The organism is Comamonas testosteroni ATCC 11996, from assembly GCF_000241525.1.
Classification (GTDB): domain Bacteria; phylum Pseudomonadota; class Gammaproteobacteria; order Burkholderiales; family Burkholderiaceae_C; genus Comamonas; species Comamonas testosteroni.
In genome coordinates, this window is record NZ_AHIL01000012.1 from 139,546 (window position 1) to 154,158 (window position 14,613).

The window sequence follows — 14,613 nt, forward strand, 5'->3', positions numbered from 1 at the left end:
GCCTGCAGGTCTGCGCACGTGGACCGATCCAGGCTCGGGGCGGCATCGCCCCTGCCCGTTCAGTGCTTCAAAAGCATTCGAAGGTCTGCGCCGCCTGCCAACGCTGGTCGGCTGCAAGAACCACAGGCGCATCAATGGCCGCAGCCTCCACGCACAGCATCTGCTGCCAGCTGTCGGCCTCCATGTCCTTGAGCGTGGCGCACAGAGCAGGGCCTGGATTCCAGACCACGGTTTCGCTCCAGGGCATATCCTGGGCAAGCTGCAGCCAGGGCTGGCCCGAGCTTTGCAGCTGCAGGGCTGCCGCCGCACGGGGATAGACGCGATCGGTCTCCGCGCCGAAGGCTACAGAACCCGCCTGCGTGACATGGGTGTCCGGCAAGGCCGCAGCCGCGTCCCAGTAGCTCAGCCCTTCAAGACCGTGCAGGCTGGCCTGCTCGACCTGAGCCACGCGCAGATAGCCGTGCAAGGCGGCGGTAAAGGACAGGTCCTGCCGGCCACGGTTATGCACGGCCAGCTCCACACGCAACGCGCCGGGCCTGAGCTGAATTGTGAGCACTGCTTCAAAGGCGTGCGGCCAGACGGCGCGCGATGCTTCGCTGTCCGTCAGGCGCAAGGAGATCTGCACACCATCCTCGCCCAATGGGCGCGCAGCATCGGCCAGCCAGTGGCTGATGCGCGCAAAGCCATGCTTGACCAGGGGGCCACGCTGATTGAACTGGGGAAAACAGACCGGAATGCCGCCGCGAATGGCGCTCTTGCCGTCATGGGCTGCCCTGGGACTGAGGAACAGGCGCTCCTGCCCCCGGCCGATCCAGGACAGCACCTGGGCGCCCTGCTGGCAGATCAGCACAGAATCGCCCTGCCCCAGCTTCAGGGCAATGGCAGGGAGTCCTTTCCAGTCAACGGCCTGGACCTGAAACGTCAAATCACTCACCCGTGAGTTCGTCCGCACGCTCCTGGCCGGCGGCGAAGTCCAGATCGCCGGTATAGATGGCGCGACCACAGATCACGCCTTCCACGCCCTCGTCCTGCACCTTGCACAGCGCTTCGATGTCGGCCATGCCGGCCAGACCGCCCGAGGCGATGACCGGAATCTTCAGCGACTGGGCCAGCTTGACGGTGGCGTCGATGTTGATGCCGCTGAGCATGCCGTCACGACCGATGTCGGTGTAGATGATGGATTCCACGCCCCAGTCCTCGAAGCGCTTGGCAGTCTCGATCACATCCTGGCCGGTGAGCTTGCTCCAGCCGTCGATCGCCACCTTGCCGTCCTTGGCGTCCAGGCCCACGATGATGTGGCCGGGAAAGGCGCTGCAGGCATCCTGCAGGAAGCCGGGATTCTTCACGGCAGCGGTGCCGATGATCAGGTACTCGATGCCCAGATCGATGTAGCGCTCGATGGTGTCCAGATCACGGATGCCGCCGCCCAGCTGCACGGGAATCTCGCCATCGACTTCCTTGAGGATGCTCTTGATGGCCGACAGGTTCTTGGGCTGGCCCGCAAAGGCGCCGTTCAGGTCTACCAGGTGCAGGCGACGGGCGCCCGCATCCAGCCATTTGGCGGCCATGGCTGCGGGGTCTTCACCGAAAGTGGTGGACTGGTCCATATCACCCTGAATCAGGCGAACGCAGTGGCCGTCCTTGAGGTCGATAGCGGGGATGAGCAACATGATGGTGATCTGCTAGCAAGTTTGGCCGTCAGAAATGGCCGGTTAAAAAAACTCGGGTTAACAGTGAATAAGTCCTGCGATGCAGCGGGCACTGGATTGGGATGGGCTGCGAGGCGCAAACCACAGCCGGGCTGATCGCCCGGCGAGGATTTGCAACGCTGCAGACCGCCCAAGCCAGGGATGCGATGCGCGCAAAGACTTGTTCAATGTTGACCTTCAGGGCTTCCAGCCCAGGAAGTTGCGGAACAGCGCCAGTCCCTGGTCCGAGCTTTTCTCGGGGTGGAACTGGGTTGCGAAAATATTATCGCGTGCGACGGCACATGCAAAGAGGCCGCCGTAATCGGTCTCAGCCGCGCAATGCGCGCTTTGTTGCACCTGCGCATAAAAGCTGTGCACAAAGTAGTAGAAGCTGCCGTCTGGAATGCCGGCCCACAGCGCATGGGGCTTGCCGCCCTGCTGCGTCTGCTGCACCTGGTTCCAGCCCATCTGCGGCACTTTGAAACGGCTGCCGTCAGCCTGCATCCTGCCTTCCAGGTCGAACTTGCGCACGTTGCCGGGAATCAGCCCCAGGCCCGGTACATCGCCTTCGTCGCTGTGGTCGAGCAGCATCTGCATGCCCACGCAGACGCCGAACAGCGGCTTGTTGGCGGCGGCATCGAGCACGGCCTGCTGCAGGCCCGATTCGCGCAGCTCGCGCATGCAGTCGGGCATGGCGCCCTGACCGGGCAGGACCACGCGGTTGGCCGCATGGACCACATCGGGATCGGCCGTGACGACCACGTCCCAGTCGGTATCGGCCGCAGCCGTGCGCACCGCCTGCGAGACCGAGCGCAGATTGCCCATGCCGTAATCGACCACGGCAACGGTGTTGTTCTTCAAACTCATAGCAGCTACCGCTTATGGAGATTGGTTTTTAAAGACAAACAGCTTTGAAATGCAGTGTAACAAGGCGTAAGACGCTCCTGATTACAGAGCACCCTTGGTCGAGGGAATCACGCCTGCCATGCGCTCATCATGCTCCAGCGCAAAGCGCATGGCACGCGCAAAGGCCTTGAAGATGGTTTCGCACTGGTGGTGGGCGTTGAAGCCCTTGAGGTTGTCGATGTGCAGCGTCACGCCAGCGTGGTTGACAAAGCCCTGGAAGAACTCAAAGACCAGCTGCGTATCAAGCTGTCCGATGCTGCCGGCGGTGAACTTCACATCCATGTGCAGACCGGGGCGGCCCGAGAAGTCGATGACGACGCGGCTCAGGGCTTCGTCCAGCGGCACATAGGCATGACCGTAGCGGCGAATGCCTTTCTTGTCGCCGATGGCCTTGGCAAAGGCCTGGCCCAGGGTGATGCCGATGTCCTCCACCGTGTGGTGGCCATCGATGTGCAGATCGCCCGCGCATTCGATGTCCATGTCGATCAGACCGTGGCGCGCGATCTGGTCCAGCATGTGGTCGAGAAAGCCGATACCGGAGTTCAGGCTGGCCTTGCCCGTGCCGTCGAGGTTGACGCGCACGGCGACGCGGGTCTCGGCCGTGTTGCGCTGCACTTCGGCAATGCGCGGCAGGTTCTGGGCGATGGAGGGGACGATATTGCTCATAGGCTTTCTTTCAGTGCCGCCAGCATCTGGGCGTTTTCTTCGCGGGTGCCCACGGTCAGGCGCAGGCAGTTGTGCAGCAAGGGGTGCATGGCCGATACGTTCTTGACCAGCACGCCGCGCTGCTTCATCTCGATCTGGGCCTTGCCGGCATCGCGCACGCGCAGCAACACCATATTGGCTTCGGAAGGCCAGACTTTTTGCACGCCGTCCAGCAGGGTCAGGGCATCAATCAGCGGCTGGCGTTCGGCGCGGATGGCAGCGGCCTGCTCGGCATACAGGGACTCGTGCTGCAGCGCAAAAATCGCCGTCTCGCAGTTGAGCACGCTGATGTTGTAGGGCGGGCGCACCTTGTCGATCTCGTTGACGATGGCCGATGGGCCGATCAGATAGCCCAGGCGCGCACCGGCCAGACCGAACTTGGACAGCGTGCGCATCAGCAGCACATGGGCATTGCGCGCGGGGTCGGCCTTCATGCGGGTGATCCAGCTGCGGCTGGCGAAGGGCTGATAGGCCTCGTCCATCACGACCAGACCACCGATCTTGGCCACGGCATCGATCACGGCCTGCACCTTGTCCTCGGCCCACAGCGTGGCCGTGGGATTGTTGGGATAGGCGATGTAGGTGATGGCAGGCTGGTGCTCGGCGATGGCGGCCTGCATGGCCGGCACATCCAGGTCGAAGTCGCTCGTCAGATTCACGCCCACGAAATCCAGGCCCTGCAGCTTGGCAGACAGCGGATACATCACAAAGCCCGGCATGGGCGCCAGCATCTTGGCGCGGGCATTGTTGCAAGGCTGGGCCGTGGCCAGCGCCAGCAGGGTAATGATTTCGTCCGAGCCATTGCCCAGCAGCACCGAGGTGCCGGCGGGGGCACCGGCGTAGTCGGCCAGCATCTGCTTGAGCACTTCCTGACGCTCGCCGGGGTAGCGGTTGATTTCCAGGCCACCCAGATGCTCGCCCAGCTTCTGCTGCAGCTCGGGCGGCAGACGGTAGGGGTTCTCCATCGTGTCCATCTTGAGCAAGCCTTGCGCGGGCTGCACATGGTAGCCCTGCATGGCGCGCACATCGGCGCGGATGCGTTGCAGGGCTTTGGTCTGGATGTCTTGAGCAGTCATGGGTTCACTCCTTCACACGAGGCTTGCGTTGGCCAATGCAGTCGATACCGGTCGCTGCGATTCTGGCGCTCAAGCCTCAAGATTCTGCGTGGCGGCTTGCTCCAGCGGGTGCACCACGGTTACGCCGCCAAACTCCGCCCCGTGGGGCAGATGCAGGCTCAGCATGTGGTTGCAGCCGCTGTGCTGGGCGCAGGCCACGGCCAGGCAGTCGCCAAAATCCAGCGCGTGGCGGGCCTGTACGGCCCAGGCCGTCTCCAGCGTGGCGGCGTCGGTCTTCCAGGGCGTCCAGGTCTGGTAGCGGCGGATGGCGGCGCGGGCATCGCCCTGAGGCAGAGGCAAGGCGGCCGTGGTCGCCTGGTCATAGAACTCCACCAACGCCTGGTTGCTGGTGCGGCCGCTGCGGCTGCGCCACAGCAGATCCAGCCATTGCAGCGTTGCCGCATACAGCGCACCGCCAGCAGCATCTTCTGCGGCGATCAGCACCGAGGTGTCGACAAACACGGGGTTCACTTGGCCACCTCGGTCTCGGCATTTCTTTGAACTGCAGCACGCTTGCTGCTGGCACTGCGCGCCAGGGATTTTGCCGACTGACCGGCAGCTTGCCAGGTGCGCTCATCCGTGCGCCAGGCCAGGTAGGCTCGCTCGTAGGCATCCTCGCGCTGCATCAGCTCGGCCATGAAGTCACCCAGCATGCGCGAGACGCTGCTGCCGCGCCTGGCCGCTTCAATGCGAGCCCAGTCAAGCACGCTGTCTTCGACGGTGATGGTGACGTTCTTCATGAGCCGAATAGTACACGAAATTCGTGCTACACGAAATTCGTGGAGATCAACATCACATCGCACTCAGCATGGAACAGGCAACTTCCCCCACCTGCCGCAAGGCCTGCAGATGCTGCGGCGTCCAGTCGCCGCCCAGACCTACACGGACTCCCTGCCTGAAGCGGCCTGCGGCGCCAAACAGCGCACCAGGAGCGATCAGGATCTGCCGGGACAGACAGGCTTCATGCAAGGCCACGGCATCCAGTGGCGCCGGCAACTCCAGCCACAGCAGCAGTCCCCCCGGCGGATCGCTGACCCGCGTGCCTGGAGGAAAGCTCTGCGCGATCACTTGCCTGGCCTGCTCGACCCGAGCGGCAATGGCAGCACGCAACTGGCGCATGGCCGCATGGTGACCCGCCTGCGAGATCAGGTCCGCCAGAGCCAGCTCCAGCACCGCCGATTGACCACCAGCCTGCATCTCCTTGATGTGGCGTACCTTGTCCGTCCAGCGGCCGGCCTCCAGCCAACCCAGGCGCAGGCCCGGCGCCAACGTTTTGGAAAAGGAATGGCACAGCATCACCTGGCCCGAGCCGTCATAGGACTTGAGGCTGCGCCGGGCAGCATCGCCTTCGGCCAGATCGGCATAGATGGCGTCCTCGATCACCGGCAGTTCATGCTGAACAGCGAGCTGCACCAGCTTTTTGCGCTCGGCCTGGGGCATGCAGCTGCCCAGCGGGTTGCTGAGCGTGGGCACCAGCAGCAAGGCTTTGACAGGCTGGGTTTCCAGTGCCAGTTGCAGCGCATCCAGCGACAGGCCATGGCGTGGGTGACAGGGAATCTCCAGAGCCTTCAGCTGCAAGGCCTGCAGCACCTCCAGAAACGAAAAGTGCGTGGGCGACTCCAGTGCCACTACATCGCCAGGCTGGGTCACGGCACGCAGACACAGGGCAACGCTGTCCATGCAGCCGCCGGTGATGAGAATACGCTCCGGGTCCAGACTGCAGCCCAGCCCCACTGCATAGCGCGCCAGCGCACGGCGTGCCTCTTCATGACCGTCCGAGCCTGGATAGGTGCACAGCAGATGGCGGTGCTTTTGCACGGCACGGGTCAGCGCGCGGCGCACGCGGTCGGGGTTGAGCAGGTCAATGCCCGGCGTGCCGCTGCTGAACGACACCATGCCTTCGGGCTGTTCCCGTCCCAGAACGCGCTGCCCCAGCCAGTCCAGCGATACGGTGCGAGGGCGGCGCATGGGCCGGGAAATCTTGGGTTCGGGCAATTGCACGGCACGTGGCGCCACAAAAAAACCCGAACGCGGGCGTGCCGTGATCTGCCGTGCATCCTCCAGCCAGTGATAGGCCTGCACCACCGTGGTCTGCGCCACACCGTACTGCCGAGCCAGCATGCGCACCGAGGGTAATTTTTGCCCATGGGCCAGCGCTCCCTGACGTATGGCCTGACTCAGTTGCCCGGCAATCTGCAGATATAGCGGTGTCGACGCATCAAAATCCATGACGGGATTCTGTACTGGCGCAGGCGAGCACATACAGCACAGATGAGTGGCAGAACGGGCAGTACAGATGCAAGGCTGTAGTCATCTGTACTCATCCAGATCGGCTGCTGCTGTGACTGGCAGTACAGATCTGCGTTTTGCACAGTCGGAGCATGAACTCAGCTCTCACTTATCCCTTGTGGAAAACCATGTCCCTGCAGGCCGCTGCATCGGTGCAGACCATGCACCTGAGCGCCGGTCAAAGCCTCTGGCTGCAGACACAGAGCGGCATTGTCTGGCTGACCTGCGAGGGGCAGCCCAGGGACTACTTTGTGCGAGCCGGTGAATCGCTGCACTTCGACGGACCGGCCCGGCTGCATCTTGGTACGCAAGGCTCACAGCCGGCGACCCTGCGCTGGAGCAACTCCTGCGAGCGCCCCTCAGCAGCCCCTGCTTCACCAGCAATGCCAGCAACCGCTACGGCCTGAAGCAGTGCATAAAAAAGGCCCTGCAGAGCCGGGCCTTTGACAGGAAAGAAACGGTCTCAGCGCCGATACTGCGGCGGCGGCGCATACTGCCGGCCATCCGCCGGGAAGGCCCTGGGGTCACGAGGATCGCCCGATTCCACCGCAGGCGCAGCGCGGCGAGGCAGATCCGGGTCACGCTCGTCCAGGCGCACATCAAACAGCGCCGTACCGATCACCCCCACATTGCGCGCATCGCCTGCGGGCGTATTGTTGGCATAGGCCCTGCCCTTGTCAGAAAAGCGAAATGCCGCAACCTCGCGGTCGTTTTTGCGAAAGCCGTCAATCACCAGCCGCTCGCCCGGGCGCAGCAGATAACCACTACTCTTGACGCTGCCCGGCTGACCGCTGAGCACATCCAGTCCATCGACAGTCGCCACCACTTCATAGAAGCGATTGCTGCGGTTGGTGTAGACCAGTTCATAGCGTTCGCCATGGCGGCCCGCGACATGGAAGTCCCTGGCTCCGCGTGTGGAGAAAATGCGCAGCACCGACCCGCTTCCGTTGAGCACCTGCAGCTCCACATCTCCATCGGCCAGCAGCGCATTGGTCTGCCGCTCGGCGGAGTTGCCAAGCGCACGCAGAATGCTGTGTTCGTCCGAATAGCGCAGCTGGCCCACATCGCGTGGACGCTCCGGCGTCACGCGAGAGGCTCGCACCACCTTGGTGGCGGACTCGCGCCCCTCACCCCATTGCGTTCCCAGTGTGGACTCGACCCTGGGCGTGCGCGGCGCTGCCGATGCACTCTCTGCGACCTGCGCCGAAGGCGGTGCACCGCAGGCGGCCAGCCCCGCGACCAGCAGCAATCCGCCCAGCAGCCGCCAGCCGCCTCGGCGCCAGAAACTCACGACTTGACTCATCTTCACGCTCCCTTGTTGTGATTGGCTATTGAATGCTTTGCTGCCACGCAGCCCGCCGAGTGTCACAGCAAATCCGCTCTTTCCCGCACCAGGAAACATCTGGAGATGATTTGCCCCGGTATCGGGGGGCATGCGCGAAAATGAAAAAGCCGTGGACGGGCCACGGCTGATAGGGACAGGCAAGCGCCGGCGGGATTTACTTCAGGCGCATTTCGGCAGCCCTGGCGTGGCCCTGCAGGCCTTCGCCATAGGCCAGCACGGCAGCGGTCTTGCCCAGGATCTGGGCGCCGGCCTCGCTGACCTCGATGATGGAGCTGCGCTTCTGGAAGTCGTACACCCCCAGCGGCGAGGAAAAGCGCGCCGTGCCGCTGGTGGGCAGCACGTGATTCGGGCCGGCGCAGTAGTCGCCCAGGCTCTCCGACGTATATGCACCCAGGAAGATGGCGCCGGCGTGCCTGAGCAGAGGCTCCCAGCGGTGCGGGTCGCGGCTGGAGACTTCCAGGTGCTCGGGCGCAATGCGGTTGGAGATGGCACAGGCTTCTTCCATGTCCCGCGTCAAAATCAGCGCGCCGCGGTCGCTCAGGCTCTTGGCGATGATGGCCTTTCGCGGCATCTCTGGCAGCAGGCGGTCGATCGCGGCCTGGACGGCATCGAGATAGGCCGCATCGGGGCAAAGCAGGATGGACTGTGCCAGCTCGTCGTGCTCGGCCTGGCTGAACAGATCCATGGCCACCCAGTCGGGTGGGGTCGTGCCGTCGGCCAGCACCAGAATTTCAGAAGGACCGGCAATCATGTCGATGCCCACGATGCCGAACACGCGCTTCTTGGCGCTGGCCACATAGGCATTGCCGGGGCCTGTGATCTTGTCCACCTTGGGCACGGTGGCCGTGCCGTAGGCCAGCGCCGCCACGGCCTGGGCGCCGCCGACGGTGAAGGCGCGATGCACGCCCGACACATAGGCAGCGGCCAGCACCAGCGGGTTCTTCTGACCCTGGGGCGTGGGCACGACCATGATGATGTCCTGCACACCGGCCACATGGGCGGGAATGGCGTTCATCAGCACGCTGGACGGATAGGCCGCCTTGCCGCCGGGCACGTAGATGCCCACACGGTCCAGCGGCGTGACCTTCTGGCCCAGCAGCGTGCCGTCTTCGTCGCGGTAGCTCCAGCTTTCGCCATTGGCCTTCTTCTGCGCCTCGTGATAGCTGCGCACGCGGCGCGCCGCCGACTCCAGCGCTTCGCGCTCGGCTGCCGGCAGGCTGTCGAAGGCGGCTTTCAGCTCCTGCTTGGTCAGCTCCAGAGCCGCCATGGAATCGGCCTGCAGGCCGTCAAAGCGTGCCGTGTACTCGAGCACGGCGGCATCGCCACGCTGCTGCACATCGGCCAGGATGTCGGCCACGCGCTGCTCGATGGCCGCATCCGTGTCGGCCGACCAATGCAGGCGTTGCGCAAAATCGTGTTCGAAGTTGGCGTCCGCAGTCGACAGGCGGGCAGGGGCAGCTACATATTCCATTGTGGTTTCCTTGGGGTCTAGCAGGCCGTCTCGCAGCCGTGCTTCAGTATCAAGAACAGGCGCGCGCCGTAGTAGCCGTCGCGCAGGGGCCAGTCCTGGTCGCGCAGCAGGGCTTCAGCTATAGGCCACTTCTCATTATCCTTGAGCGCTTCAATGGTGAAATCACCATTCCTCTGCCCGACAAAGAAGCGGAACCAGTGCAGGTCCTTGTCCAGCGCCTCGGCCTCGATCAAGGCCCGCAGGCGCTCTGTGATGCCTTCGGTCAGCGGGGCATCGTTGCGAAGATGCCAGGGGCCCGGATAGGCCTGCCAGTGCCTGCCCTGGACCTGCCAAGCCTCGGCTGGCACCGCATCCTCATCGCGCGCCGTCCACAGGGCGGAGAGCATCACATGCAGGTCGCTGACAGCGAAGTTGCCGAATGCGTCGTGCATTCCCTGCAGGCCTTCGCCCAGGCCCGTGAAATTCTCGATGATCTCGCGCCGGTCCGGCAGGCGGACCACCACAGCCAGGGAACCGACCAGGGGATGGTTGAGGTAGGCACCGCGCCAATCGGCAAGCACGCCCGGTGCCTGGCCGCCAGGCAGCAGCCAGCCGTTGTATTCCTCGCAGGGCAGACCATGCGCGGCGAAACACAGCGCAAGCGCCTCCTTCGCCGGATCGCCGGACTCAGCCCCTGGGGCCATTTACCGCCTCGGCGAAGGCATCGATGATGTGGCGCAGCGGAGCCTGCTTGAGCTTGAGCGACGCCTGGTTGACGACCAGACGCGAGCTGATGTCCATGATGGGCTCGACCTCGACCAGATCGTTGGCCTTGAGCGTGTTGCCGGTGGACACCAGATCGACGATGGCATCGGCCATGCCGGTCAGCGGCGCCAGCTCCATGGAGCCGTAGAGCTTGACCATGTCCACGTGCACGCCCTTCTTGGCAAAGAAGTTGCGGGCAATCTCGGGGTATTTGGTGGCAATGCGCAGACGTGCGCCCTGCTTGACGGCCAGTTGATAGTCAAAGCCGTTGCGCACGGCCACGCTGACGCGGCACTTGGCAATCTGCAGATCCAGCGGCTGGTACAGACCCTGGCCGCCATGCTCGATCAGCGAGTCCAGGCCCGATACGCCCAGATCCGCGCCGCCGTATTGCACATAGACGGGCACGTCTGAAGCGCGCACCAGTACCACGCGCACATCGGGACGGTTGGTGTCGAAAATCAGCTTGCGCGACTTTTCCACATCCTCTGTCACCTCGATGCCGGCAGCGGCCAGCAGGGGCACGGTTTCTTCAAAAATGCGGCCCTTGGACAGGGCGATGGTCACAGGCGTTGCGGTGCTCATGCGGAAATTCTCTCGATATCGGCGCCCAGGGCGCGCAGCTTGTCTTCCATGCGGTCGTAGCCACGATCCAGGTGGTAGATGCGATCGACGATGGTCTCGCCCTCGGCCACCAGACCGGCAATCACCAGGCTGGCCGAAGCGCGCAGATCGGTCGCCATCACGGTGGCACCGGACAGGCGCTTGCCGCCTTCGATGGTCGCCACGCGGCCGTCGGTGGTGATGCGCGCACCCAGGCGCACCATCTCGTTGACATGCATGAAGCGGTTCTCGAAGATGGTCTCGGTCACCATGCTGGTGCCTTCGGCCACCAGGTTCAGCGCCATGAACTGGGCCTGCATATCGGTGGGAAAGCCCGGATATTCGGTGGTGCGAAAGCCCTGCGCCTTGAGCTTGCCCGAGGACGCCACCTTCAGGCCGCCATCCACGCACTCCACGCTCACGCCCGCATCCTTGAGCTTGTCGATCACGGCGCCCAGATGGTCGGCACGCGCGTGGTGCAGCAAGGCTTCACCGCTGGTGGCCGCCACAGCGCAGAGGAAGGTGCCGGCCTCGATACGGTCGGCCACCACCTGATGCTCGCAGCCATGCAGCTTGTCCACGCCCTGAATCACAATATGGCTGGTGCCGTGACCGGTGATCCTGGCCCCCATCTTGATCAGCATCTCGGCCAGATCGGTGATTTCGGGTTCCATGGCGGCGTTTTCCAGCACCGTCTCGCCTTCGGCCAGCGCAGCGGCCATCAGGAAGTTCTCGGTGCCGGTCACGGTCACCATGTCGGTGGTGATGCGTGCGCCCTTCAGGCGCTTCCAGCCTTCGGGCAGGCTGGCATGCATATAGCCGTTTTCCACGGTGATGATGGCACCCATGGCCTGCAGGCCCTTGATGTGCTGATCCACGGGGCGCGAGCCAATCGCGCAGCCGCCGGGCAGCGACACCTTGGCGCGGCCGAAGCGGGCCAGCAGCGGGCCCAGGGCCAGCACCGAGGCGCGCATGGTCTTGACCAGTTCGTAAGGCGCTTCGGGCACCAGGCTGTCGGGCGCCACAAAGCTCATGCCGCCGCGTTCGCCATGGGTTTCGGTCTGCACACCCATATTGGCCAGCAGCTTGCGCATGGTGGCCACATCGTGCAGACGCGGCACATTGTGCAGATGCACGGGCTCGGCCGTGAGCAGTGCGGCACACATTTCAGGCAGAGCGGCGTTTTTGGCGCCGGAAATGATTACTTCGCCCTTGAGGGGACGACCACCGTGGATCTTGAGTTTGTCCATGGCTTCAAGCCTTGAATGTTATGTATAAAAAATGCGCTCAGCGCTTATTTATCAAGCGCTGACAGCTATCAATCTTGCGTCTCGACTCGCATCAGGCCTGGGCAGCCGTCCATTCTGCCGGGGTGTAGGTCTTCATGGACAGGGCATGGACTTCATCGGTGGCCATGCGATTGCCCAGCGTGGCATACACCAGGCGCTGGCGGCCCAGCAGACGCTGACCTTCAAACTGCGCAGAAACAATGGTGGCAAACCAATGTCGGCCATCGCCTTCCAGCGCAATATGCTCGCAGGGCAGGCCGGCGGCGATCAGGTCTTTGAGTTGGTCTGCAGTCATGGGGAACCTTTAAGCGCAAAGCTGGCGAAACCGGTCATTGTCTCGCAAGCAGCCCCGCGTCAATTCTAAAAATCAGTTACGAATCTTGTAGCCGATACGCAGCAGGTGCACGGCCAGCGCGCTCACAGCCAGCCAGGCAGCGCCCACGATGGCAAAGCTGAGCCAGGGCGAGACATCGCTCTGGCCGAAGAAGCCATAGCGGAAGCCGTCAATCATGTAGAAGAACGGATTGACATGGCTGACCGCCTGCCAGAAGCCGGGCAGCGAGTGCACGGAATAGAACACGCCGGACAGAAAGGTCAGGGGCATGATCAGAAAGTTCTGAAAAGCCGCCATCTGGTCGAACTTCTCGGCCCAGAGACCGGCGATCAGACCCAGCGTGCCCATCAGGGCGCAGCCCAGAAAGCCGAACACCAGAATCCACAGCGGCGCGGCAAAGTCGGGCACGGCAAAGTAAAGCGTGACCACAAACACGCCCAGACCGACCAGCAGGCCGCGCAAAATGGCCGCTCCCACATAGGCGCTGAACCAGGCCCAGTGCGACAGCGGCGTGAGCAGCACGAACACCAGCGAGCCCATGATCTTGCTCTGCACCAGGCTGGACGAGCTGTTGGCAAATGCATTCTGCAACATACTCATCATCACCAGACCGGGAATCAGGAACGCGGTGTAGGGGATGCGGTCGTAGACCATGACCCGGCCTTCGAGCACATGACCGAAAACCAGCAGATAGAGCACGGCCGTGAGCACCGGTGCGGCCACGGTCTGAAAGCTCACCTTCCAGAAGCGCAGCACTTCCTTTTTGAGCAGGGTCTGCCAGCCGTTCATTGGACACCTCCTGCAGGAGCCTGTGTCCTGGAGCCTTCATTCATGATGTGGATGAACACATCCTCCAGATCCGCGCGGCGGATTTCCACATCCTCGGGAGTCACGCCCGCTTCGCGCAAAGCGGCCAGCAGCTGCTCCACATCGACGGCATGGGCGGCGGGAATCTGCACGATTCGACCGGTTACACGCGCTCTGTCGGCCACGGCCTTGGGCAGGGCGCTATCGGTCTTGAACTGCAACACATTGCTGGAAGCCGACTTGAGCAGCTCGCTCATGGGCGAGAGCTTGATGATCTCGCCGCGCTTGAGCATGGCCACGCGGCTGCACAGCGCCTCGGCCTCTTCCAGATAGTGAGTGGTCAGCAGAACCGTGTGGCCCTGTTTGTTGAGCTTGGCAATGAAATGCCACAGCGTCTGGCGCAGCTCCACGTCGACACCGGCCGTGGGTTCGTCCAGCACGATGATCGGCGGCTTGTGCACCAGGGCCTGGGCCACCAGCACGCGGCGCTTCATGCCGCCCGAGAGCTGGCGCATATTGTTGTGTGCCTTGTCCGTCAGGCCCAGGCTGTCGAGCAGCTCGTCGATCCAGTCGTCATTGTTCTTGACGCCGAAATACCCGGACTGGAACTTCAAGGCCTCGCGCACATTGAAGAAGGGGTCGAACACCAGCTCCTGCGGCACGATGCCCAGCTTGCGGCGTGCATCGGCGTAGTTCGCCTGCACATCGCTGCCCTGCACCAGCACGCGCCCGCCCGTGGCTTGCGCCAGTCCGGCAAGGATGCTGATCATCGTGGTCTTGCCGGCGCCGTTGGGGCCTAGCAGACCGAAGAACTCGCCTTCCTCGATATCCAGGCTCACCGATTTGAGGGCCTGAAAATCCCCCTTGGGGGTGCGGTAGGTCTTGGAGACGGATTGGAATGAGACTGCGGACATGGAGCCCATGATTCTAGGGCTTGCCCACAGCCTCTGCCTTGGCGGGGCTTAGCCGGACACAGTGATTCGTCAGCCTAGCCCTGCTGAGCGGTGGCGGCCGCATCGGGCACAGGAGCGGGCATCAGCAAGCCGTCCACGCCATACAGCGCGGCCATGGACTGCAGCCCCTTGGGCAGACCTTCGACGATGAGCTGCTTGCCCACCTCCTGCGCCGCGCGCCGGCAGGCCAGCAGCACGGCCAGGGCCGCCGAGTCAAACACCTTGACGGCACTGGCATCCACCACCACCTGGGCATCCGCATGGCCTGTGACCAGCGGACGCAGACGCAGCAGACAGTCGCGCCCCTGACGATAGGTCAGTTCCTTGGGCAGTTGCAGAGGGTTGCTAGCTGAGCGGGCCATGA

General features: G+C 63.5%; 18 protein-coding genes. 1 reads left to right on the plus strand and 17 read right to left on the minus strand.

All coding sequences use genetic code 11. From position 1 onward, the window contains the following. Positions 1 to 67 precede the first annotated feature (67 nt). The 8 genes from CTATCC11996_RS05865 to CTATCC11996_RS05900 form a co-directional block, all read right to left on the minus strand. Positions 68 to 934, minus strand: a complete 867-nt coding sequence (locus CTATCC11996_RS05865; RefSeq protein WP_003074064.1) for a D-hexose-6-phosphate mutarotase — start codon at positions 932 to 934, stop codon at positions 68 to 70. Next, a complete protein-coding gene (gene hisA / locus CTATCC11996_RS05870; protein WP_003058631.1) occupies positions 927 to 1,670 on the minus strand; it encodes a 1-(5-phosphoribosyl)-5-[(5-phosphoribosylamino)methylideneamino]imidazole-4-carboxamide isomerase in 744 nt (247 codons plus the stop codon). Before hisA ends, CTATCC11996_RS05865 begins: the two co-directional genes overlap by 8 nt. 216 nt (positions 1,671 to 1,886) lie before the next feature. Beyond that, positions 1,887 to 2,555 (minus strand): imidazole glycerol phosphate synthase subunit HisH, encoded by a 669-nt coding sequence (gene hisH, locus CTATCC11996_RS05875; RefSeq protein WP_003074066.1) that lies wholly within the window; start codon positions 2,553 to 2,555, stop codon positions 1,887 to 1,889. Between the two features lie 81 nt (positions 2,556 to 2,636). Then, positions 2,637 to 3,260, minus strand: coding sequence for an imidazoleglycerol-phosphate dehydratase HisB (gene hisB / locus CTATCC11996_RS05880; RefSeq protein WP_003058637.1), 624 nt, complete (start codon positions 3,258 to 3,260; stop codon positions 2,637 to 2,639). Further along, complete coding sequence (gene hisC, locus CTATCC11996_RS05885; protein WP_003074068.1) at positions 3,257 to 4,375, minus strand: histidinol-phosphate transaminase; 1,119 nt, start codon at positions 4,373 to 4,375, stop codon at positions 3,257 to 3,259. Before hisC ends, hisB begins: the two co-directional genes overlap by 4 nt. Before the next feature lie 69 nt (positions 4,376 to 4,444). After that, entirely contained in the window at positions 4,445 to 4,885 is a 441-nt protein-coding gene (locus CTATCC11996_RS26115) for a PIN domain-containing protein (protein ID WP_034348273.1), read from the minus strand. Continuing rightward, positions 4,882 to 5,154, minus strand: a complete 273-nt coding sequence (locus CTATCC11996_RS26120) for a hypothetical protein (RefSeq protein ID WP_034348275.1) — start codon at positions 5,152 to 5,154, stop codon at positions 4,882 to 4,884. Before CTATCC11996_RS26120 ends, CTATCC11996_RS26115 begins: the two co-directional genes overlap by 4 nt. Positions 5,155 to 5,206: 52 nt before the next feature. Next, a complete protein-coding gene (locus tag CTATCC11996_RS05900; protein ID WP_003074070.1) occupies positions 5,207 to 6,643 on the minus strand; it encodes an aminotransferase-like domain-containing protein in 1,437 nt (478 codons plus the stop codon). Between the two features lie 152 nt (positions 6,644 to 6,795). Here CTATCC11996_RS05900 and CTATCC11996_RS05905 point away from each other — a divergent pair, with 152 nt between their 5' ends. After that, on the plus strand, positions 6,796 to 7,110 hold the full coding sequence (locus CTATCC11996_RS05905; protein ID WP_042437477.1) for a DUF2917 domain-containing protein: 315 nt from the start codon (positions 6,796 to 6,798) through the stop codon (positions 7,108 to 7,110). Between the two features lie 56 nt (positions 7,111 to 7,166). On the opposite strand, the gene CTATCC11996_RS05910 is transcribed toward CTATCC11996_RS05905, so the two are convergent. The 9 genes from CTATCC11996_RS05910 to CTATCC11996_RS05950 form a co-directional block, all read right to left on the minus strand. Next, entirely contained in the window at positions 7,167 to 8,006 is an 840-nt protein-coding gene (locus tag CTATCC11996_RS05910) for a hypothetical protein (protein ID WP_003074076.1), read from the minus strand. 196 nt (positions 8,007 to 8,202) lie between these two features. After that, on the minus strand, positions 8,203 to 9,519 hold the full coding sequence (hisD, locus tag CTATCC11996_RS05915) for a histidinol dehydrogenase (RefSeq protein WP_003074077.1): 1,317 nt from the start codon (positions 9,517 to 9,519) through the stop codon (positions 8,203 to 8,205). Between the two features lie 17 nt (positions 9,520 to 9,536). Next, entirely contained in the window at positions 9,537 to 10,202 is a 666-nt protein-coding gene (locus CTATCC11996_RS05920) for a DUF6348 family protein (protein WP_003074079.1), read from the minus strand. Continuing rightward, entirely contained in the window at positions 10,186 to 10,848 is a 663-nt protein-coding gene (hisG, locus tag CTATCC11996_RS05925; RefSeq protein ID WP_003074081.1) for an ATP phosphoribosyltransferase, read from the minus strand. The genes CTATCC11996_RS05920 and hisG overlap by 17 nt, the downstream gene beginning before the upstream one ends. After that, complete coding sequence (gene murA / locus CTATCC11996_RS05930) at positions 10,845 to 12,116, minus strand: UDP-N-acetylglucosamine 1-carboxyvinyltransferase (protein ID WP_003074082.1); 1,272 nt, start codon at positions 12,114 to 12,116, stop codon at positions 10,845 to 10,847. Before murA ends, hisG begins: the two co-directional genes overlap by 4 nt. A gap of 91 nt (positions 12,117 to 12,207) precedes the next feature. After that, positions 12,208 to 12,450 carry a BolA family protein gene (locus CTATCC11996_RS05935; protein WP_003058653.1) on the minus strand — a complete coding sequence of 81 codons (243 nt, stop codon included), beginning with the start codon at positions 12,448 to 12,450 and terminating at the stop codon, positions 12,208 to 12,210. A gap of 72 nt (positions 12,451 to 12,522) precedes the next feature. Continuing rightward, positions 12,523 to 13,278: an ABC transporter permease gene (locus CTATCC11996_RS05940; RefSeq protein WP_003074084.1), complete on the minus strand. Its 756-nt coding sequence runs from the start codon at positions 13,276 to 13,278 to the stop codon at positions 12,523 to 12,525. Next, entirely contained in the window at positions 13,275 to 14,210 is a 936-nt protein-coding gene (locus CTATCC11996_RS05945; RefSeq protein ID WP_034348309.1) for an ABC transporter ATP-binding protein, read from the minus strand. The genes CTATCC11996_RS05940 and CTATCC11996_RS05945 overlap by 4 nt, the downstream gene beginning before the upstream one ends. Before the next feature lie 74 nt (positions 14,211 to 14,284). Further along, a complete protein-coding gene (locus tag CTATCC11996_RS05950) occupies positions 14,285 to 14,611 on the minus strand; it encodes an STAS domain-containing protein (protein ID WP_003074086.1) in 327 nt (108 codons plus the stop codon). Positions 14,612 to 14,613: the final 2 nt, after the last annotated feature.